The following is a 20,178-nucleotide window of genomic DNA, read 5'->3' as shown; positions in this document are numbered from 1 at the left end:
AATGATCGTCAACAGCGACTATTGTATGCCCTTACCGACAGCACAGGCGGTGCAACGCGTTAGCGATATGCGCGTCAGAATTTGGCGCTTTCGGCCGCGGTTGCGCTCCAGGCGCCATCATGGATTCCGTCCATGGCAACCAGTTCCGCACGCCCGATGGTCACGGCCAGTGACCCCAGCTCCATGCCATACTCCACCCAGTCTCCACCGCCACACGCCGATACCAACATGGGCCGCGTCGGACACGGTAAAATGCTGAACTTATGTGATTTTGTCGTTGGCAGTCCTTGCCAACCCCCCAATTAATCGCGAATAACGATTAACATGTCGGGTTTGCTGTGCGCACATACTCGCTCTAGCGATGTGCCTGGCTCATCCTCTGCATACCATCCAGATTATTGCTATCAATGTCAAACCTTTCCATTGCGCAGGAAGTCGCCCGTCGCCGGACTTTTGCGATTATTTCCCATCCCGATGCCGGGAAAACCACGCTCACTGAAAAATTGCTGCTGTTCGCGGGCGCGATTCAGATTGCCGGGAGCGTCAAGGCACGCAAGGCCAGTCGCCACGCATCGTCCGACTGGATGGAAATAGAAAAGCAGCGCGGAATTTCGGTGGCCTCTTCGGTCATGCAAATGGAATATCGCGACTGCATTATCAATTTGCTGGACACGCCAGGCCACCAGGATTTCTCTGAAGATACCTACCGGGTATTGACTGCGGTGGATGCGGCGCTGATGGTAATCGACGCCGCCAACGGTATTGAAGCGCAAACGATTCGCCTGCTGCAGGTGTGTCGCGCACGCAACACGCCGATTATTACATTCATCAACAAAATGGACCGGGAAGTTCAGGAACCGCTGGATCTGCTGGCCGAAATCGAATCGCATTTGGGCATGGACGCCGTGCCGTTTTCCTGGCCGGTTGGCATGGGCAAGTCATTTGGCGGCGTATTCGATATCCGCCGCAATCGCATGCGGGTGTTCCGCGCCGGGCAGCAACGCCGCAATAACGATGAGGACATCATCGAGCGGCTGGACAACCCGGAAATCAGCCGCCGGTTCGGCAGCGCCTTCGTGAAGGCCAAAGAAGAAATCGATTTGCTTCAGGAAGCCGCGCCTGGCTTCGAGCACGAAGCCTATCTGGGTGGCAGACAGACCCCTGTGTTTTTCGGCTCGGCCGTCAACAACTTTGGCGTGCAGGAAGTGCTGGATACACTGGTCGAATGGGCGCCCAAACCGGGGGCGCGCCAGGCACTGCAGCGTGTGGTGCAACCGGATGAAACCAAATTTTCAGGGGTCGTATTCAAAGTTCAGGCTAATATGGACCCTGCGCATCGGGACCGGGTCGCATTTGTTCGCGTCAGTTCCGGTCGTTTTGAGCGCGGCATGCGACTGAAAGTGAGTCGCACCGGTAAGGAAATTCGCCCCAATAACGTCGTGTCGTTCCTTTCCCAACGACGCGATCTGCTTGATGAAGCCTATGCCGGCGACGTGATTGGGATTCCGAATCATGGCGTACTCCAGCTGGGCGATGTCCTGACCGAAGGCGAAACCTTGCAGTTTACCGGCTTGCCGTTTTTTGCGCCTGAGCTGTTCCAGGCCGTTGAAGTCAAGGATCCGCTGCGCACCAAGCAATTGCGCACCGGCCTGACACAATTAGGCGAAGAAGGCGCGATTCAGGTATTCCGTCCCCAGGCTGCCGGCGGCGCGTTACTGCTGGGCGCGGTCGGGCAGTTGCAGTTTGAGGTCGTGGCGCACCGCCTGAAAACGGAATATGGTGCCGATGCCCGCATGATTCCCTCACGCTATACCATGGCGCGATGGGTCACTAGCGAGAACCCGAAAGCGCTCAAGAAGTTCATGGACAGCAACGCGGCGCATATTGCGTACGACGTGGTGGATGCGCTGGCGTTCCTGATTACTTCACCGGCCCAATTGCGGGTCGCGCAAGAGCTGAATCCGGAGATTAATTTTCACGCGATGCGTGAACATGGCGGCAAAGTATTTGGGGAAAACGGCTAAAATTGGCCGAATTACAACCGAGGTATGCAGATGTCCTGGCGTTTATTATTTTTGTCCCTTCTCATTGTGGCCGGTGTGGCCACTTGGGGCGGCCTGCAGGCCGGCGACTGGCTCATTGAGCACGCGCCGGTTTCTGCCAATGTACCTAACGTCATGGAGTCTGACCCCAACCCCATGGTGGATGCAGATGGCCGCCCGATCCAGCTGCAGCCCCAGCAGCCGCTGATGAGCGGCGCGCAGGGCGTACCCAAACAGCCCGATCCGGTGCAATGGCAGGTTGATGCCGAGGAAGGCGAGCAGGCCATTGAACAGGCCGTCACGACAAACAATAGTGAAATTACCGTCGGCGACGCTACCGACACCCTTGACGGTGGCCATACCGGTGACAACGAGCAAGGCATGCAACCTATTCGCCGCTCGCGAGACGCAGGTCGCGCTGCACAAGCGGGCGACTGGGAGCCGGCCTTTCGTCAGGCAATGAGCGAATGTCGCGCACTGGGCTTTTTCGATCGTCCAGCCTGCCTGTCGCGGGTACGCAATCAGTATTGCGGCGCGAATAATGCCTGGGGTAATGTATCGGACTGCCCGTCACGCTAGTCAATAATGAATAATAGCTGACGGTGCCCGTGCAGCGACGGCGCCTGGCCAGAATAGGATGCGTAACTCGCAATAAACAAAAGGGCCTTTCCGGCCCCTTTGTTACTGCAATCAGTCATCGTCTCCTATCTGGCTTTGCAGATAGTTCTCCAGGCCGATTTTGCCGATCAGTTCAATATTGGTCTCCAGCCAGTCGATCTGTTCTTCGACGTCTTCCAGGTTTTCCTGGAGCAGGTCGCGCGTGACATAGTCACGCACGCTTTCACAGTGCGCGATTGCTTCGGTCAGTGTGCGGTGATTGTCAATCTCGATCTTCAGATCGCACTTGAGAATTTCCGGCACGTTTTCACCAATATGCAGCTTGTGCAGATCCTGCAGATTCGGCAGGCCCTCAAGCAGGAAAATGCGCTCGATGATGGCATCGGCATTTTTCATTTTCTTGATGGAAATATGGTATTCGCTTTTATTGTAGCGATTCAATCCCCAGTTCTTGGCCATGCGGGCATGCAGAAAATACTGGTTAATTGAAGTCAATTCATTAGTCAGTTGCTTATTTAGCAATCTGAGAACGTCCTTGTCGCCTTTCATGATAGTTTCCTTTGCTGTGAGAGGCACCGTCAGTAGCGGCTGATTGGCTGCGAAAGCAGCCCGGTGGTGCAATAAGAGAAATTATAAGGGAAGACACGCGCTTTACTCCGGTTTGCCGCAAAAGCCTTGCAGGTGGTAAATGAGAATGGAAATGAAAGCGTTTTTGTTCAGCAATCAGCGGCGGTCAACGCATGATGAAACGGACGTGAAATGGCCAAAAAAATGGGTTGAAACGGGCCTACAGATCCGTCAAAGTCCGGTGAACGTCTCACGAAAGTCTGGAGAAAGCCCGGTCAAGGTGCCGTCAACGTTCCAAGGAAGTCCTATGGAGGTTTCGTGAAAATCACGTCAAAATCGCGTCACAGTTACGTCAACGTGTCGCCAAAGTGATGTAAAAACCCCTTGGAAATGTCGTGCAATGCCGTGAAAGTACTGTGTAAGTGCGTTGGAGGTATCGCGAAACTGACGAAAAAATGATGATGAGTATGAGGCATGAAAATGCCGTGGACGTGGCATTAATGTGTCGTGGGTGAGACGGGAAACCGCAGATTGCCGCAACAACGGCGAAGCGAAAAAAAAGACGGCGGCGCCGTCAGGTGTCTTGAAAAAGCCCGAGGAGTCAGGCCGCCGAGCGCCAGAGCACCACAGACTCTGTGGCCAGCACATCGCATTTTTCCTTGCCGCAATGGTCATTGACGCCGTCGTGGACGACAGGCGCGCCCGTGCACGATGCGCGCTCCAAATAGCTACAAGCCATTTGTGCGCAGCACCCACAATTGGTGGCGACACCCAATTCATCCTGCAGGTCACTCAACGTGCTGGCACCCTGGGCTATGGCGCGAACAACGGCGTCTTCGGTGACGGCATTACAAATGCAAATATACATGAGAGGTATTATCATCTAACGCAAAAAAACTTGCAAGTGCCTAGCTTTGTTTTGCAAAAAGCCAACTATCTATTTTCTTTCGGTATGTTACCGGCGTTCTTTGGTCGTGATCGGCCACACTATGTCAACGGCCGTGTGCGACGACCGGTGCTTCTGGCAAGCATAGCAACCAAACGCCATTGCGCGCCCGCAGCGTGGCCGCAAGGCTGACGCTACTCCTGGTTAAGGCTGGCCCGGGCCTTGCGCAGGGATGCAGACGGAATACCCAGGACTTCGCGATACTTGGCCACTGTACGCCGCGCGATTGTAATGCCCTCCTGCGCCAGCATATCAGTAAGGCGGCTGTCAGACAGAGGTTTGCCCTCAGGTTCGGCCTGGATGTAATTGCGGATGCGAATCTGCACCGCCGTTGCGGAAGCATTTGCGCCGCTATCGGTCGCCACCCCGGAACCGAAAAAACGTTTCAATTCAAACACCCCGTGGGGGGTCGCAATGAATTTTTGCGTTGTCGCCCTGGAAATTGTCGATTCGTGCATACCCACGGCGTCGGCGACATCACGCAAGGTGAGCGGCTGCAGACGCGCCATTCCGTACTCAAGAAAATCGCGCTGCTTGTCCATAATGGCCCGCGAGACGTCCAGGATCGTTGTAAAGCGCTGACTGACCTGACGGATAAATCCCTTGGCAGCCACCAGTTGTTCGCTCATGCCGGATCCGGCGTCTTTGCCCAGGCGACGAATCATCGTTTCATACCCCTCACTGATACGCAACGAGGGCATGACTGCCTGATTAATGGCCAGAACCCATTCGCCATTGATTTTGCGCACCAACACATCGGGCACCGCATAATCGGCCGTGGGCGTACTGAACTGTTTGCCGGGCCTGGGATCCAGCTGGCGGATCAACGCATGGGCCTGGCGGATCCGGTCAATATCGGCGCCAGTGACGGATCGCAATTGCGCCATATCGGCGCGTCCCAGGGCCTCCAGACCATGTTCGCAAATCAGGCGGGCACAGGCCAGCACCTCTGGGGTGGGCGGGTCGGCCAGCGTCGATACATTCAGCTGCAACAGCAGACACTCGGACAGGGTGCGCGCCCCCACGCCGGCCGGATCACAGGACTGCAAAAGCCGCAGTGCGACGGCCAGCTCGTCTTCGGTAACATTGGCCTCTTCCGAAAACAATGCCGCTATCTCTTGCAAGCTGGACGTCAGGTAGCCGTTGTCGTCCAGTTCTTCAATCAGATATTCGGCCAGGCTGACATCGCGTTCGGAAGCATGAGTCAATCGCAACTGCTCTCGCAGATACTCGGAAAGCGACAAGCCGACGGCGGCTTCGGGCTGGAAATATTCGTCATCGCGCGACTTCTGCCCGGTTTGGGAAGCCCAGTCCTGTTGTAAAAGCTCGGCATCGTTTTCGCTTGTATTTGTACTATCTTCCGATATTTGGTTATTATCGACAAGTTCAAGCATGGGGTTGTCCTGCAGCACCTGTGCCAGTTCTGCCTGGAGATCCAGCGCAGAACACTGTAACAAGCGCAAGGATTGTTGCAGTTGCGGGGTCAGCACCAACTGCTGGCCGGTTCGAAGTTCTAACGCATGACGCATATCGGATTTGGAATACCTATGAAATACAGCAATGCCGCGGTTCAGCAAAATGATGCCAGACTGGTAAGCAAAACGCTGCTTAAGCTGGCTACCCCAAGGATTATAATGCGTGCGGTCGTGATTATTGTCACAATCGTCGTCTGGCTCTGGGTTGCCGCCAGTATTCTCGAATTCGGCGCAGCACAGGACTACGCTTTTCTGAACAAATTCAACGAACAACTGGTCGCCTTCTTACAGAGCATTAACACCTACCTTTGGTGGGGCGTGGTGTTACTGGGCACTCTGATAGTCTACTTTTTTCTGAGCGCCTGGTATAGCGGCAGTGTCGAACGCGCCGCCTACAAGACAGTTCCTGCAGATACGGCGAGCCAGCTTATCCAGAGTCTGTCACCTGAAGGCCGGGATGTGCTCGGCTGGGTCTGGCGCGATCGTTCCGAGCCCATCAATATCGGCAACCTGAAAACAACCAAGGACGAACTGGACAATAACCGGGTCAGCAAGCTGGCACAGATTCGCGACCAGGAACGCCTGTTGGGCGCGGGCACCGTGACCGCCGCAGACAGCCGGATCGCCGCAACACTGGCACAAACAGAAGAGCGGGATCCATCGCTTGGTGGGTCTGCTGTGCAGTCGACTTCCACAACCGAGCCGGTATTGGCCGATTCGCACCCGACGGTCGCGACGGCCGATGTCCCCGCTACCGCAGCCAGCGATACTCCATTTGTCAGTTCGTCCGGTCAGCCGCCAGATGCAGAAGCCACGACTGCCCAAACTAAAACTGGCGAAGTTGCAACTGCCGCGAACCGCCACCACATTAAGGAACAAGACCAGGCGACCGAGCCCGTCCATACTGTCCGGGCAACGCCGGACGTTGTAACGCCAACACAAGATGAGCCGGTCCTGTCGGAAGATCAAGCGCAGGATCGCCCAACCGTTTCCACCTCTGAACAGTCGCAACCGACCATCGGACGGTCCGATGACACCCATCTTCGGCCCGCGCGCGATGAGGTCAAGCACACCATTACCTGATCGAAAGGGCAGGATATCGGCGCGCATTGGAAAAAACACTTGCGCGCCGGTGTAATTTTTCTTATAGTTAAAGAATGAACAGCCAGTCTGCATCTTCTCGCAACGCTTTTTCCGGTCGCAAATCCGTTTGCACCACGGGAAAGCTGTGGGCTGCCGCTACGTCCAACGCAACGCGTTCTGCTGTTGCTTCTTCTTCTTCTCTGCTGCTACTGCTAGCGACCGGTTGTCGAGCCTAGAGCGTTCGTGGCAGTTCGACAGCCCGTGTATAAGCCACAAGGATTCCGTTTTATTATTCTGAATCCCGGCGTCGCTGCTTAAATCCAGTCTGTTCGCACCGGGATTCTCCCCAAAATAGGTGCATCATGATTTCCAACCCCGCTTCCAAATATATTCCTTTCAAGGCGTTCGAGCGCGATTTCTCGGAACGTACGTGGCCCAGCAAGAGAATCGAACATCCCCCCATCTGGATGAGTACCGACCTGCGCGATGGTAACCAGTCCCTGATCGAACCCATGAGTATTGAGCGCAAGCTGCGTTTTTTCAAACATCTGGTCAAGATCGGCTTCAAGGAAATCGAGGTCGGTTTCCCGTCCGCGTCCCAAACAGATTTTGATTTTGTTCGCATTCTAATCGAAGAAAACCACATTCCCGATGACGTCCTTATCATTGTGCTGACCCAGTCGCGCGAAGATCTGATCAACCGGACGGTAGAGGCTGCGGCCGGCGCCCGCCAGGCCATGGTGCACTTGTATAACGCCTGCGCGCCGGCGTTTCGCAAAATCGTCTTTAACATGAACAAGGACGAAGTCAAAAACATCGCCAAGACCGGCACTGCCTTGATCAAGCAAGCCACCAGCCGGCATCCTGAAACCAAATGGCGCTACGAATACTCGCCTGAAGTGTTCAGCACGACCGAGCCCGAATTTGTCGTCGAGGTATGCAACGCCGTGGCCGATGTGTGGCAGCCTACTGCCACAGACCCGATCGTATTCAACTTGCCTGCGACCATTGAGGCCACTACGCCGAATATGTACGCCGACCAGATCGAATGGTTCTGCAACAATGTCAATAATCGCGAAAGCGCCATTGTCAGCGTTCACCCCCATAATGACCGTGGCACCGCCGTGGCCGCCGCCGAACTGGCTGTCATGGCCGGCGCAGACCGTATCGAAGGCTGCCTGTTCGGCAGTGGCGAGCGCACGGGCAACGTATGTCTTGTCACCCTGGCTCTGAATTTGTACACCCAGGGCGTCCACCCGGGTCTGGATTTTTCCGACATAGACGATGTGCGCCGCACCGCAGAATACTGCAATCAATTGCCCGTCCATCCTCGTCACCCTTATGCTGGCGATCTGGTGTTTACCGCATTCTCGGGCTCGCACCAGGATGCCATCAAAAAAGGCTTTGCCGTGCAGAAAGACGATGCTGTCTGGGAAGTGCCTTATCTGCCGATCGATCCGGCCGATCTCGGACGCAGCTACGATGCCGTCATCCGGGTCAACAGCCAGTCTGGAAAAGGGGGCGTGTCCTATCTTCTTGAGAACGAACGCGGCCTGAACCTGCCTCGCCGCTTGCAAATCGAATTTTCTCGCGCCATCCAGCGCGTCACCGATGAAACCGGCACTGAAGTCAATGGCAACGCGGTGTTCGACATCTTCGAAAAAGAGTACCTGAAGCAGACAACGCCGTGGAAACTGTTGCGACACCAGATCAACAGCAAGGGCGATGACCAGAACGGCGACCAGTTCAGTATCCGCGCCGAACTGGAAGTGGACGGTCAGCTCAAAGTGATGGAAGGAAGCGGCGAAGGCGCCATTTCGGCCTTCATCAACGCACTGAACCTGCCCATTCGGTTTATGGATTATCATGAACATGCCATGGGCTCCGGCGAAAAAACATCCGCTGTCTGCTATGTCGAACTGCGCTTGGGTGAATCGGCAACGGGCTTCGGGGTCGGCATTCACAAGGACATCGTGACCGCATCGTTTGTTGCTGTCCTGAGTGCGGTCAACCGCCATCTGAACCAGCAGGCAAAAGAAGGCGCCGCCTTGCGCGATGTGGCATAACCGCTGAGCTTGACGGCTGAAATATAAAAAGGCTGGCTATTGCGTGCACTGGCATCGCATTAGTCAGCCTTTGATTTGGCAGGCCTTCGGTTTAGTCAGTCTTTGAACTTGCCAGTCTTTTGTATCAGGTCCCGCCCCTTTACCAGGCGCTGCCTTTTTCCCAAACCACTTCCTTGCCGGCCGCTTTGGCCTGGCGCATCATGTCCAGTAACGGATAGGCACGGCGGCGCAAGCTGACATTCTCACTAATGGGATGCACAGCGACTTCGTCGTCCTCTTCTTCACGGTCTTTATCGTCAAACTGATGGTCGGGTGCCGAATCGGGATCCGCATTGATCGCCTGCTCGAGATGGCGAATGGCTTCTTCCAGCTGAGCCACGGTAAAGACGCCCATTTCAGGCACGGTCTCATACTCGCGCCCCGCCGCCTGCAATACAGTCCTGGCCTGCTCGGCCATCATCAGGACATCTCCGGCCACATCCGAACGAAAAGTAATCAACATAACGGTTTTCCTCATTAGATATTTTATTGGACTGCGCCCACTGCAAATGCGTTGCAAAGGTGATGATACGCATTTTTCAGGTTATTGGTCATGCGAACCCGTCCCCGTTCAATATTTCCTGTCCGCCCGCACTGGATTGCAATAATTGCAGGCATGCTTTATTTTGCCTCAGAGGGCGTTGCCGGACAAGCAAATAATGCGCAATGTCCGCGTCCGCCTGGCAGCGCCAATCCTTGCCTTGGCAGCAGCCCTTATACCTTGCAGGCCAACGAGCCGGTAGTCAATATTGGCGCGGGCAATCCGGTGAATCTGGCAACCGGAAATAAATATCAGGAAGCAGTGGATGTGCCCTTGCGCGCAGACGGATTGCTGCTGGTTCGCAGCTACAACGCAATGGATCGCACGGACCTCGGTCTGGGATCCGGCTGGCGTCACAATTTCGACATTTATCTGCAACGTACACCCAATGGCCTGCAAATCACGCAGGCCGACGGCTCGCGTATCGCATTTAATCCTCGGGCCGGTCAGGTCGCAGCAGCCAATGCGCCGGCCTATGGCCGCCTGCAACTTGCCGCCAGCGGCTGGACCTGGCGCTGGCCTAACGGCAGCACCCTTACCTTCGATCATCAAGGCTTGCTCTCGTCAATCCGGGTCGATCGCCACCACCTGCAAATTCAGCGCTACAGTCGTGCCTCGATATTTGCCGACAAAATCCGGCATGTTACCAGCCAGGCCGGCCACACCCTAGTATTTCATTACGATCGGGACACCCGCTTTAATGCGCGCATCCGTCTGACGCAAATCGATACCCCTGACGGACCGATTCGATACACCTACGATCCTGTCGCGGCGCGTCTGGCCTTTGCCACCATTTCCGATGGCAGCCAAACTCGATATCTGTACGAACCGGCATACCAGGCGGGAGATCCATTCAAGCTGACGGGCCTGGCGGTCGCGGCACCCGAGAAAAAAAACGCCAATCATGTGTTCGACAGCAAAGGGCAGCTAACGCGTATCATTGCCTTGCGCACAGGCAGGTTCCGCGCGGCCGGTACAGACAAACCAGGCTGGGCTTTGCACGCCGTCAACGGCAACCAGAACGTTTTATTGCCTTCGCAGGCGTTCTACCGGCTTCGAACATGGCACTATGACAAGCGCGGCCGGGTCATCCGCGCCGTTATGCACGATGAGCCGGCAGGTGTCGGAACGCAACTGTTCAGTTATCTGCCGATCGGCGCACAACGGGGAATCACGCGCATCGCAGACGGAAACGGGCACGACACAACGTTTGTCTGGCGACAAAGACACGGTCGCTATCTGCTCGAATCGGCCAAGGGGCATGGCTGTCTTGGCTGCCCTGCCCCAGGCCTTCAGGCCACGTATTATGAAGACGGGCGGCTGTCATCCATCAATGGCCTGTACATTGCCCGCCATCCAGGCGGCATGCCTTCACGGCTTAGCCTGTCAGACGGATTCTGGCCGGGCCTGCAGTTGCACTATAACCCGCAGGGTCTGCTCACGTTCTGGCGCAGTGCGCTCACAGGTGATCAGACCATCCGGTACAACAGCAAAGGGCAACCGACCGCCCAGGCGTTTGCAAACGGGGTGCGCTGGTCATACGAATATGATTCGCGGTATCGCTTGCGCCTATTGAGGGAAGTGGCAGCGGCAGGATCGATGGCGACAACCCACATCCGTTATCCGCAAGCCGGCGGCTTTTCGCTGACGCATCCCAACGAAACCCGAATCCACGCGCCAAATCCGGTCACCGGCGTGTTGCGCATCGGCGTCACAAGACCTGCAACGCCAGACAATCCGCACAGGGTTCACTATGAAGATGTCCTGCTGAGCGATCCGCAAGCCCGTCAAGTGATCCATTTGCTGCCCGAAGGCGGTCGCCTGCAATACACGTATACGCCTGCAGGGCAATTGCGTGCCATTGTGTGGGAAGACGCCGGCGGACAGCGCCATCCGGTATTGCAAATCAACAAGGATGGCCTGCTTGCCTTCGGCAATCACGTTCGCGCCCAGTACCGGCGCGATATGTCCGGTCGCCAGCAGTTGCATGTAGTGGCCTTGGCCGGCGCCACGATCCGTCCAATCCTGGGTCTGGACCGGCAGGTCGGGCGCGACGGACGGATACTGGGCGAATCGTATTATTTTCCGGCCGCTGCCAGTGCCGTTAAGCGACATTATATGTACGGCCCGCAACAGCGATTGGCAGGGATGATAGAACAACATTACCGCTACCCAGGCGGACAACTGGCCCGCGCACCAGTGGCATCCAGAAAGCGGCGCATCTGGTATGCCTGGGACAGCAGCGGTGCCGCAATCGCCCGCTCTGACGGCCAACGCATACATCGCAGCCGTATCGTGCGGGACGCCAGCGGCTTGCCGGTCCAGGTCGATCGCGTGCACACCCGCTACGCAGCGAACCGGCGCCTTGAGCGTGTTTATCGACAAGGCAAACGTATTCTGCAGAACCTGCACAATGGCCAGGGCCTGCGTATTGTCCGACACGACGAGCAGGCATTGACTCACTTTTATTACCAGGATAACCGCGTGGTCGGCCACTGGTCTGTCAAGACCGGCGCGCCCCTGCGAATACCGCCCAATGGCGCGATTTCGCGACGGTACATTTATGCCGGCGCCATCCCCGTCGCCTTTATCGATTACGCGACAGCGGCAGCATTCATGAACGCCCCGGCTGCGCCGCACGCGCATGCGATAAATACGTCGATACGGGACGCGTTGCGCAACATACGGGGCAAGAAGCCTGCGGGGACGCTGCACTTTATTCACACAGACACCCTGGGGCTGCCTCTGGCTGTCACCGACGGCCAGGCCCGCACCGTCTGGCTGGCCCGCCCACAGCCACAAGGCAAAATGACGCCGATGGTCAGTCGCCTGACCCTGCACTTGCGCTACCCGGGCCAGTATGAAGACGAAGCGACAGGCTGGTTCGATAATATCTATCGCACCTATGACCCTGCCTTTGGTCACTATCTGGAGCCTGATCCGGCAGGCCCCCTGCCGGGCGCGGATCCGCTGGGTTATGCGGCCGGGCAGCCGCGTCGCTACATTGATCCGCTGGGCCTGTTGCTCTTTGCCTTTGACGGCACCCGCAACCAGGGAAGCCAGAGCAATTCCAACGTATACAAGCTGCAAAAGCAGTACAACTCTGGCCCGGTGCACTATATTGGCGGTCCGGGCACCACCGATGGCGTGTACGCGCTGGCTGAACCGGCCGTCTATGGGGTATCCAGCGTTCTGCAAAGGCCTTATATTCTGGGGCCGCTGGGCGTGTTGCTGCGCCCGCTGGACACCTTGTTCGCAGACTCGGTTCCTGGCATTGTTCGTACGCAGATGCATCGCCTGATTGACTCCCTGCTCACTGACGCTGCCTCGCTGAGAACGGCCGGTGGTCACATCCCAATTGATATTATTGGCTTTTCCCGAGGCGCGACAGCCGCTCGCATTTTTGCCAATTTGCTCATGCAGCAGACACGCGACGGTCTGTTCACCGCAAAAATCCACGCGCCATACGCAAAAAATGGCCAAGCGCCGGACGGAATAATGACGGTCAGCGCGTGTCTGGATTTTCGTTTCATGGGCCTGTTCGATACAGTAACGCAGCTTGGCGTGCTGGGCTCGAATAATGCCGCCCATGATTACCGGGTATCGCCGGCGTGGCACTGGGTCGCTCATGCAGTGGCTTTGAACGAACATAACAATATTTTCCCGCTCACTTCGATTGGCCGCAGCGATCGTCAGAACTTCCATGAGATCGGCTTTATGGGGAATCACTCGGATATGGGTGGCACCATACAGGATACGGACACGACATCGGTAGCTAATGCCAGCGGATTGCCCGGTGATCTGGGCAATGTGGTGCTGCAATGGATGCACCAACAGGGACTGTCGGCGGGCGTGGCCTTCAAGCCCCTGCCCCAGGATCTATTGCGCATCCGCAATCCGCTGGTGCACAACAACCTGATGGGCTATGAACCAGAGAATCCGGCCAGCGAACGGCTCGCATCGGACCGCAAAATGGAGACCGAGGACGGCATTACGATACGGCAGCATCAGTCCGTCAAGTTCGGCCGGGCCCGCCGCATGCAGATTGAGCAGTTTATTGAGCGCGATCTGCCCACCGCCCATGCACTGACAGTCGCCGATCTGTTCTACGGCAATATGATGGCGGTGCCGCCGGGCAAGGAAAAAGCGCTGGTCAGCCAGCCGATTGTCGGTCGCGCCGACATCCAGGCCTACGCCAAGTGGCTGCGGGAAACCGCGGGCTTTGAGTTACAGACAGGCCAGGTATGGTAAAATCTGCCTTTTTCCCACCCCCCGGACGCCATGCTCCCCGAGCTGCAACAACACTTACTTTCGCTGCTTCAGGCAGCCGTACGCCATCTCCTGCCCGAGGCCAGCCCCGTTATCAAACTGGAGCGTCCCAAGCAGGCCGATCACGGCGATATTGCCAGCAACGTTGCCATGCAAATCGCCAAACCCGCCCGGCGCAACCCGCGAGAACTGGCCCAGGAAATTGTCGCCCATGTGCTGGCCAATCCCGCCGCCGACGGCGTGGTCGAATCGGCCGACGTGGCCGGCCCAGGCTTTATCAACTTGCGGCTCACGCAGGCAACGCACCACAAAGTGTTGCAGGTTATCGCACAACAGGGCAGCCAATACGGCAACGCCGCCAGGCGCAACGAAAAGGTGATCGTCGAATTTGTCTCGGCCAATCCGACCGGCCCGCTGCACGTGGGCCATGCCCGCCAGGCCGCCCTGGGCGACTGCCTCTGCCGCCTGCTGGATGCCGGCGGCTACGATGTCCTGCGCGAATTCTATTACAACGATGCAGGAAACCAGATCCACAACCTGGCGGTCAGTACGCAGGCGCGCGCTCGCGGTATTAACCCAGACGATGACGCCTATCCTGCAGACGGCTATCGTGGCCAATATATCGCCGATATTGCCCGCGACTACGTCAACAAAACAACAGTGCAGGCAGACGGCCGCAGCGTCACGGCTTCGGGTAACCTGGATTCTCTCGAAGACATCCGCCAATTTGCCGTGGCCTGTCTGCGTCGCGAACAGGATCTTGACTTGCAGGCGTTTGGCCTGAAATTTGATAATTACTATCTTGAAAGTTCGTTGTATAGCGACGGCAAAGTTGAAGATACCGTCAACAAATTGATCGCCAGCGGCTACACCTACGAGCACGAAAATGCCTTGTGGCTCAAAACTACCGAACTGGGCACAGGCGACGACAAAGACCGGGTCATGCGTAAATCCGACGGCGGCTACACTTACTTTGTGCCCGACGTGGCCTACCACGTGGGCAAGTGGAACCGCGGCTATACGCAAGCCATCAATATTCAGGGTACTGACCACCATGGCACTATCGCGCGCGTGCGCGCAGGACTGCAGGCGCTGAATCTGGGCATTCCAAAAACCTATCCTTCCTATATTCTGCACAAAATGGTCAAGGTGATGCGTAACGGACAGGAGGTAAAAATCTCCAAGCGTGCCGGCAGTTACGTCACCATGCGCGACCTCATCGACTGGGTAGGTCAGGACGCGGTGCGTTACTTTCTCATACAGCGCAAGGCAGATACCGAATTTGTATTTGATATTGATCTGGCTCTGGCAAAGGGCGAAGAGAATCCGGTATATTATGTGCAGTACGCGCATGCGCGTATCTGCAAGCTGCTGCGTGACTCGGCCGACCTCACAGACGGTCTGCACGAGGCCGACAGCAGCAGGCTGGTAGCTCCCACTGAAATCACGTTGCTCAAGCGCCTGGCAGAACTGCCCGGCTTGATTCAGTCAGCGGGCCACGAACTGTCGCCCCATCAGGTGGCGTTCTGGCTTCAGGAATGTGCGGCCGATTTCCATGCATGGTACAACGCCGAGCGTATCATGCTTGACGATATCGAACTGAAACGTGCGCGGCTGCGTCTGGCCGATGCCACCCGCCAGGTCATTGCCAATGGCCTGGGCTTACTGGGTGTGTCCGCGCCCCAGCAAATGTAAGCGAGACAGTCCCACTATGGCAACACGCAAGAAACGCCCCGCCGCCCGTAGCTCCCGATCTTCTTCGGGCAAAAGCATGACATTTTCCTCTGTTCTGCTCGGCCTGATCATCGGCCTGTCCGTGGCTGCGGTGGCCGCTTTCATGATCATGCGTTCTCCGTCCCCAATCCAGGATTCCCGTCAGCCGGCAAACGGCCAAAATGGTGCCTTGTCCGGCCGGAATCAACCCGGTGCCGGTGCACCGCTGATCGATCCGAACGCCTGGATGAATAGCGATGGCAGCATCAACTCTGCACAACAGCCGCCGCTGCGCCCGAAAATCGAGCCACTAGCGCCACTGATCGGGATTCCCGACAGCACGGACGACATGCCTTTTACGGCTGACGGCACGCTGCCCGCCGTGACGCCACCGGCCAAGACCACGCCAAACACAAACGATGATCAGATTGCCTCGCTTATTAACACCTTGCCAGCAGACAAAAAACCGTCTGCAACAGCAAAATCGCCGGTGACAACCGCCAGCACCAAAACTACACCCACGACACCGGCAAACAGCGCGCCGGCTGCGCGTACTGGCAATAACGGGCCACGTTACCTGCAGGTGGGTTCATATCGCGATGAAAAAGAAGCCGACGCCTTTCGCGCCCGCATGATCATGATGGGATTTAACGTTCAGATCCAGAAAGCCAGAGTGAACAATATGAACGTCAATCGCGTACGCATCGGTCCGTTCGACAGCGACAAGGAACTGAGCGAGTCCCGTGCCCAGCTGTCAGGGGCGAAAATCAACTCTACCATCGTACGCTAGGCCAGGGCACGCCGCAGCGGGAACTTTAGCGGGTACAGCGTGTCCTAATGCAGTATCGCCAACTCACGGGCGGCTTGCGGGCATGCCTGATTATTAACCCACTTCAAAAACAGACTATGAAATCATCCTCTCTCCTGCTCCGTTTCGTATCTGCTGCCCTGCTTACCGGTGCCGCAGCCTTTGTTCCCGTCATGGCCCAGTCCGGCCCGGCCTTCAAAACGCTGAATACGGCCCAGCCTTCAGGCTCGGGAGACAAGGTTGAAGTCCTTGAGTTTTTTGCCTACAGTTGCCCGCATTGCGCTGAAATGGAGCCGCTGGTGGCAAAGTGGGTAAAAACCTTGCCGGCTGATGTGGCTTTCGTGCGGGTACCGGTCGCTTTCAATGCCGCCATGCAGCCCATGCAGCAACTGTACTATTCACTCGAAGCGCTAGACAAGCTTGAGCTGCATCCGAAGGTGTTCAACGCCATTCATCGTGAAGGCAAAAAACTGTTCACTAAGGACGCCATTGTCGACTGGGTCAAATCCCAGGGCATAGACAAAGCTGCCTTTACCTCTGCTTTCGATTCGTTCAGTGTGACCGCCAAGGTCAAGCGCGCCGGGGAAGTCACAGACACGTACGCAATTGAAGGTACGCCGTCTTTTGCGATTGGCGGCAAGTACGTCACCTCGCCCGGCATGACCGGTGATTACGCATCCAGCATTACGCAGGCACAAAAACTGCTTGACCAAGTACTGGCCGAGAAAAAATAAAGAGCACAAGCGGCAAACGTATCAGTGATTCCAGTCGCATGCCGGGGGTATGCGACACCGCTTCTGCACCGCTGATGCTCTGCGGGGTGCGCATACCCCGTTGATTGCCCGTTGATTGCCCGTTGATTGCCCGTTGATTGCCCGTTGACCGCACATCAGCATCAGCACCAAGCTTTAAGGCTGCCGTTTTAAGGCTTATACTGATAGCTTGCCTGATTTCCTTTCCAATCTTGCGATAACGCTACATTGCTACCGCCGAAAACGAACTCGGTCGCCTGCTGCCACGCCGTCCGGCGTGCGCGTGTCGGCCACCACGCTGACGACAACGGTGCATACGCATCATGGAATGCCCCAGGCCTGATGACAGCGAGAAGATACATGAGCACAGAAACTCCTTTGAATACGCCTACCCGGCACGATCAGCACGGCCAATGGCCGCAAGCTGAAACGGTCGACGACTTCCGTCATAACCTGGCAGCAGTTCAGGCGCGCATCAAGGCATCATGCCAGCGGGTCGGCCGCGATCCGGCAAGCGTGCGCCTATTGCCGGTCAGTAAAACCAAACCCCAGACAAACCTGCGTCAGGCTTATGCAGCCGGATGCCGCATGTTTGGCGAGAACAAACCGCAAGAAGCCTATCGCAAGTGGGAAGAAATGGCTGACCTGACTGATCTGCAGTGGTCGGTCATCGGCCATTTGCAAACCAACAAGGCCAAGCTGGTAGCCCGTTTTGCCACGGAATTCCAGGCGCTGGACAGCCTGCGCGTTGCCGTTGCTCTGGAGCGTCGCCTTCAGGCTGAAGGCCGTGGCCTGGATGTCTTTGTACAGGTAAACACGTCCGGAGAAGCCAGCAAGTATGGCCTGCCGCCAGACGAGGTGGCCGCCTTCCTGCGGGAGTTGCCGGCGTTTTCTGCCTTGCGCGTACGAGGTTTCATGACCCTGGCGGCGCTGTCGGCAGAAGCCTCGCGCGTGCGTCGCTGCTTTATATTGCTGCGCCAATTGCGCGACCGGCTGCGCCAGGACGCTCCCGACGGCATCGGACTGGAAGAGCTATCGATGGGCATGTCGGGCGACTTCGAAATCGCGATTGAAGAAGGGGCTACCGTTGTCCGTGTCGGACAGGCGATTTTCGGCGCGAGGGCAACGCCCGACGCCCATTACTGGCCGTCAACGCAGAAAGGAGAGACGGATTGAGCAATCCGGTTGACCCTGGCGCATACTCCCGGTCGCAATCGGCGCTGCGCCCACTGGCCATTGACGTAATCTCGGTCCAATCCCAAGTCGTCTACGGCCGGGTAGGCAATAATGTGGCGGTACCCGCGCTCCAGGCGCAGGGCCTCACGGTCGCCACCGTGCCCACCGTCATGTTCAGCAACACCCCGCACTACTCGACGTTTCACGGCGGGGCCATACCCGCCGAATGGTTTGGCGGATATCTGAGTGACCTGTTTGCGCGCGATGCGCTAAGCGCGCTTCAGGCAGTCATTACCGGCTACATGGGCGACCCGCAACAAATCCGGTTGCTGGCCGACTGGATTGTCAAGGTCATCGCGTTACGCCCCACCCTGCAAGTGGTTATGGATCCTGTACTGGGCGATCACGACACCGGGCAGTATGTCAGTCCGGATATGGCGCAAGCCTACCAGCGCTACCTGCTACCGCTGGCCAACGGCCTGACGCCCAATGGCTTTGAATTACAACAGCTAACCGGTTTATCTGCAACGGATATTGACAGCGTGGTCAGTGCGGCGCGCCACCTGCTGGTGGGTCGCACACAATGGGTGGTGGTAACAAGTGCCGCGCCCGCCGAATGGCCTGACAACCAGATGCTGGTCGCCGTGGTAACCCGCGATGAACAAAAAATCCTGAGCCATGCCCGCATTGACGCGACGCCCAAAGGCACCGGCGACCTTTTTGGCGCAACGCTCACAGGTCGGCTGCTGGCCGGCGCGTCAATATTTGAGGCGGCAAGCTACGCTTGTGATCAGCTGATATCCGCGCTGCAACTGACTTATCAGATGCAATCGGCAGAGCTGCTGTTGCCACCGGACATGGGATCAGGATAACGCACCCGCTTTTTGCAAGGCTTGATGCAGATCGGCAATGATGTCATCAACCGACTCCAGGCCGATATGCAGGCGGACCACCTGCACATTTTCTCGCGCATGAGCGTCAAAGTACGCATGGCTGCGCAGCGAGCCACTATCGACCCACTGTACCAAGCTTTCGTACCCGCCCCAGGAGTAGCCGATGCCAAATAGTTCCAGTGCATTGACAAAAGTGCGCACCTGCTCTTTCGACATATCAAGCGCAACCGACAACAGACCGTTGGAACCCGTGCAATCGCGTTTCCATAATTGATGGCCGGCATCATCGCGCCAGGCGGGATGGAAAATCTTTTTCACTGCCGCTTGCCGCGCCAGCCACTGACACACGGCCAAGGCATTGCGCGCATGCTGCTCCATGCGTACCGGCAAGGTGCGCACACCGCGGATGGCCAGCCAGGCATCGTCGGCGCTGATGGAAAATCCCATCGCATATTGATTGGTGTCAATGGTTTTGATCAACGCTGGATCCTTGGCGATCACCGCCCCCAACATGAGGTCAGAGTGTCCGGCCACATATTTGGTGCCAGCCACAATGCTGACGTCTGCCCCCAGCGCAAGCGGCCGATAGGCATAGCCCGACCCCCACGTATTGTCCGTCACAAGAATCAATTCGTGTCGTCTGGCAAATTCAGCCAGCGCCGGCATGTCCAGCATCTGCATGAGCAGGGACCCCGGCGCTTCCACATACAATATTTTGGTGTTGGGCTTCAGATGCTGCTCCAGCGCCTGCGGATCTTTGGCTGAGGTAAAGGTGGCATCAATATCCAGGCGTCGCAGCACCGTATCGGCCAGATGACCGACTGGTCCGTACACGCAATCGGCAGCCAGCAGGTGGTCTCCCGCGCTCAGCAGCGAGAGCAGCGTCATGCTGATGGCGCCCAGGCCGGATGAAGCCAGAAAGGCACGCCGTCCGCCTTCGAGCGCGCAGAATATATCTTCCAGGGCGGCATGGGTTTCCATACCCATACGACCATAAGTGACCAGGCGCTCGCCGCGGCTTTTGCGTTTATAGGTGTCCTCCAGATCTTCGACAGTATTGAATTTGACCGTACTGGTACGCACAGCCGGCAGACCCACTGGCGCAACCGGATGCTGCGCGTCACACGGCGCCATGCCCAGATGCTGTAAACGGGTATGAATGGAAGATTCAGATGACATGTTGCAACCCT

The 20,178-nt window shown here is 57.0% G+C and carries 15 protein-coding genes and 1 pseudogene; 10 read left to right on the top strand and 6 right to left on the bottom strand.

Annotated features, from left to right (window positions below):
- Positions 1 to 92 precede the first annotated feature (92 nt).
- Positions 93 to 230 (bottom strand): annotated as a pseudogene (locus CAP48_RS03850) (DUF917 domain-containing protein); the annotation flags it as partial.
- 177 nt (positions 231 to 407) lie between these two features.
- Between CAP48_RS03850 and CAP48_RS03845 the strand changes: the two are divergent.
- Together CAP48_RS03845 and CAP48_RS03840 are read left to right on the top strand one after the other, a co-directional pair.
- Positions 408 to 2,024, top strand: a complete 1,617-nt coding sequence (locus CAP48_RS03845) for a peptide chain release factor 3 (RefSeq protein WP_100694661.1) — start codon at positions 408 to 410, stop codon at positions 2,022 to 2,024.
- Positions 2,025 to 2,054: 30 nt separating this feature from the next.
- Positions 2,055 to 2,621: a hypothetical protein gene (locus CAP48_RS03840; RefSeq protein ID WP_100694660.1), complete on the top strand. Its 567-nt coding sequence runs from the start codon at positions 2,055 to 2,057 to the stop codon at positions 2,619 to 2,621.
- 111 nt (positions 2,622 to 2,732) lie between these two features.
- On the opposite strand, the gene bfr is transcribed toward CAP48_RS03840, so the two are convergent.
- From bfr to rpoN, 3 genes are all read right to left on the bottom strand, one after another.
- Positions 2,733 to 3,209: a bacterioferritin gene (gene bfr, locus CAP48_RS03835; RefSeq protein WP_100694659.1), complete on the bottom strand. Its 477-nt coding sequence runs from the start codon at positions 3,207 to 3,209 to the stop codon at positions 2,733 to 2,735.
- A 619-nt stretch (positions 3,210 to 3,828) separates the two neighbouring features.
- Complete coding sequence (locus CAP48_RS03825) at positions 3,829 to 4,095, bottom strand: (2Fe-2S)-binding protein (protein ID WP_100694657.1); 267 nt, start codon at positions 4,093 to 4,095, stop codon at positions 3,829 to 3,831.
- A gap of 212 nt (positions 4,096 to 4,307) precedes the next feature.
- Positions 4,308 to 5,702, bottom strand: coding sequence for an RNA polymerase factor sigma-54 (gene rpoN, locus CAP48_RS03820; protein ID WP_100694656.1), 1,395 nt, complete (start codon positions 5,700 to 5,702; stop codon positions 4,308 to 4,310).
- An 18-nt stretch (positions 5,703 to 5,720) separates the two neighbouring features.
- Between rpoN and CAP48_RS03815 the strand changes: the two genes are divergently transcribed.
- Both CAP48_RS03815 and leuA read left to right on the top strand, forming a co-directional pair.
- Positions 5,721 to 6,731 (top strand): hypothetical protein, encoded by a 1,011-nt coding sequence (locus CAP48_RS03815; RefSeq protein ID WP_100694655.1) that lies wholly within the window; start codon positions 5,721 to 5,723, stop codon positions 6,729 to 6,731.
- A gap of 362 nt (positions 6,732 to 7,093) precedes the next feature.
- Positions 7,094 to 8,797: a 2-isopropylmalate synthase gene (gene leuA / locus CAP48_RS03810; protein WP_100694654.1), complete on the top strand. Its 1,704-nt coding sequence runs from the start codon at positions 7,094 to 7,096 to the stop codon at positions 8,795 to 8,797.
- A 139-nt stretch (positions 8,798 to 8,936) separates the two neighbouring features.
- On the opposite strand, the gene CAP48_RS03805 is transcribed toward leuA, so the two are convergent.
- Positions 8,937 to 9,299 (bottom strand): DUF1840 domain-containing protein, encoded by a 363-nt coding sequence (locus CAP48_RS03805; protein WP_100694653.1) that lies wholly within the window; start codon positions 9,297 to 9,299, stop codon positions 8,937 to 8,939.
- 90 nt (positions 9,300 to 9,389) lie between these two features.
- Between CAP48_RS03805 and CAP48_RS03800 the strand changes: the two genes are divergently transcribed.
- From CAP48_RS03800 to pdxK, 6 genes are all read left to right on the top strand, one after another.
- Positions 9,390 to 13,628, top strand: coding sequence for a phospholipase effector Tle1 domain-containing protein (locus CAP48_RS03800; protein WP_100694652.1), 4,239 nt, complete (start codon positions 9,390 to 9,392; stop codon positions 13,626 to 13,628).
- Between the two features lie 30 nt (positions 13,629 to 13,658).
- Complete coding sequence (gene argS / locus CAP48_RS03795; RefSeq protein WP_100694651.1) at positions 13,659 to 15,341, top strand: arginine--tRNA ligase; 1,683 nt, start codon at positions 13,659 to 13,661, stop codon at positions 15,339 to 15,341.
- A 76-nt stretch (positions 15,342 to 15,417) separates the two neighbouring features.
- Positions 15,418 to 16,149 (top strand): SPOR domain-containing protein, encoded by a 732-nt coding sequence (locus tag CAP48_RS03790; protein WP_161495194.1) that lies wholly within the window; start codon positions 15,418 to 15,420, stop codon positions 16,147 to 16,149.
- Between the two features lie 116 nt (positions 16,150 to 16,265).
- The gene (locus CAP48_RS03785) at positions 16,266 to 16,901 is read left to right on the top strand and encodes a thiol:disulfide interchange protein DsbA/DsbL (protein ID WP_100694731.1); all 636 of its coding nucleotides are present in this window, start codon (positions 16,266 to 16,268) and stop codon (positions 16,899 to 16,901) included.
- 378 nt (positions 16,902 to 17,279) lie between these two features.
- Positions 17,280 to 18,095 (top strand): YggS family pyridoxal phosphate-dependent enzyme, encoded by an 816-nt coding sequence (locus CAP48_RS03780; RefSeq protein ID WP_192871273.1) that lies wholly within the window; start codon positions 17,280 to 17,282, stop codon positions 18,093 to 18,095.
- Entirely contained in the window at positions 18,092 to 18,967 is an 876-nt protein-coding gene (gene pdxK, locus CAP48_RS03775) for a pyridoxine/pyridoxal/pyridoxamine kinase (RefSeq protein ID WP_100694648.1), read from the top strand. Before CAP48_RS03780 ends, pdxK begins: the two co-directional genes overlap by 4 nt.
- Here pdxK and CAP48_RS03770 read toward each other — a convergent pair.
- Positions 18,959 to 20,167, bottom strand: a complete 1,209-nt coding sequence (locus tag CAP48_RS03770; RefSeq protein ID WP_100694647.1) for a PLP-dependent aspartate aminotransferase family protein — start codon at positions 20,165 to 20,167, stop codon at positions 18,959 to 18,961. The genes pdxK and CAP48_RS03770 overlap by 9 nt on opposite strands.
- Between the last annotated feature and the right edge of the window lie 11 nt (positions 20,168 to 20,178).

Origin of the sequence: Advenella sp. S44, assembly GCF_002810445.1 — a bacterium.
GTDB lineage: Bacteria > Pseudomonadota > Gammaproteobacteria > Burkholderiales > Burkholderiaceae_B > Advenella.
Note: the sequence above shows the minus strand (reverse complement) of the source record. Positions and strands in the feature narration are given on the sequence as shown.

Excerpts from the sequence above, each read along its gene's own strand:
- CAP48_RS03845 (WP_100694661.1), top strand. The coding sequence starts at position 408 with ATGTCAAACCTTTCCATTGCGCAGGAAGTCGCCCGTCGCCGGACTTTT.
- CAP48_RS03840 (WP_100694660.1), top strand. The coding sequence starts at position 2,055 with ATGTCCTGGCGTTTATTATTTTTGTCCCTTCTCATTGTGGCCGGTGTG.
- bfr (WP_100694659.1), bottom strand. The coding sequence starts at position 3,209 with ATGAAAGGCGACAAGGACGTTCTCAGATTGCTAAATAAGCAACTGACT.
- CAP48_RS03825 (WP_100694657.1), bottom strand. The coding sequence starts at position 4,095 with ATGTATATTTGCATTTGTAATGCCGTCACCGAAGACGCCGTTGTTCGC.
- rpoN (WP_100694656.1), bottom strand. The coding sequence starts at position 5,702 with ATGCGTCATGCGTTAGAACTTCGAACCGGCCAGCAGTTGGTGCTGACC.
- CAP48_RS03815 (WP_100694655.1), top strand. The coding sequence starts at position 5,721 with ATGAAATACAGCAATGCCGCGGTTCAGCAAAATGATGCCAGACTGGTA.
- leuA (WP_100694654.1), top strand. The coding sequence starts at position 7,094 with ATGATTTCCAACCCCGCTTCCAAATATATTCCTTTCAAGGCGTTCGAG.
- CAP48_RS03805 (WP_100694653.1), bottom strand. The coding sequence starts at position 9,299 with ATGTTGATTACTTTTCGTTCGGATGTGGCCGGAGATGTCCTGATGATG.
- CAP48_RS03800 (WP_100694652.1), top strand. The coding sequence starts at position 9,390 with ATGCGAACCCGTCCCCGTTCAATATTTCCTGTCCGCCCGCACTGGATT.
- argS (WP_100694651.1), top strand. The coding sequence starts at position 13,659 with ATGCTCCCCGAGCTGCAACAACACTTACTTTCGCTGCTTCAGGCAGCC.
- CAP48_RS03790 (WP_161495194.1), top strand. The coding sequence starts at position 15,418 with ATGACATTTTCCTCTGTTCTGCTCGGCCTGATCATCGGCCTGTCCGTG.
- CAP48_RS03785 (WP_100694731.1), top strand. The coding sequence starts at position 16,266 with ATGAAATCATCCTCTCTCCTGCTCCGTTTCGTATCTGCTGCCCTGCTT.
- CAP48_RS03780 (WP_192871273.1), top strand. The coding sequence starts at position 17,280 with ATGAGCACAGAAACTCCTTTGAATACGCCTACCCGGCACGATCAGCAC.
- CAP48_RS03770 (WP_100694647.1), bottom strand. The coding sequence starts at position 20,167 with ATGTCATCTGAATCTTCCATTCATACCCGTTTACAGCATCTGGGCATG.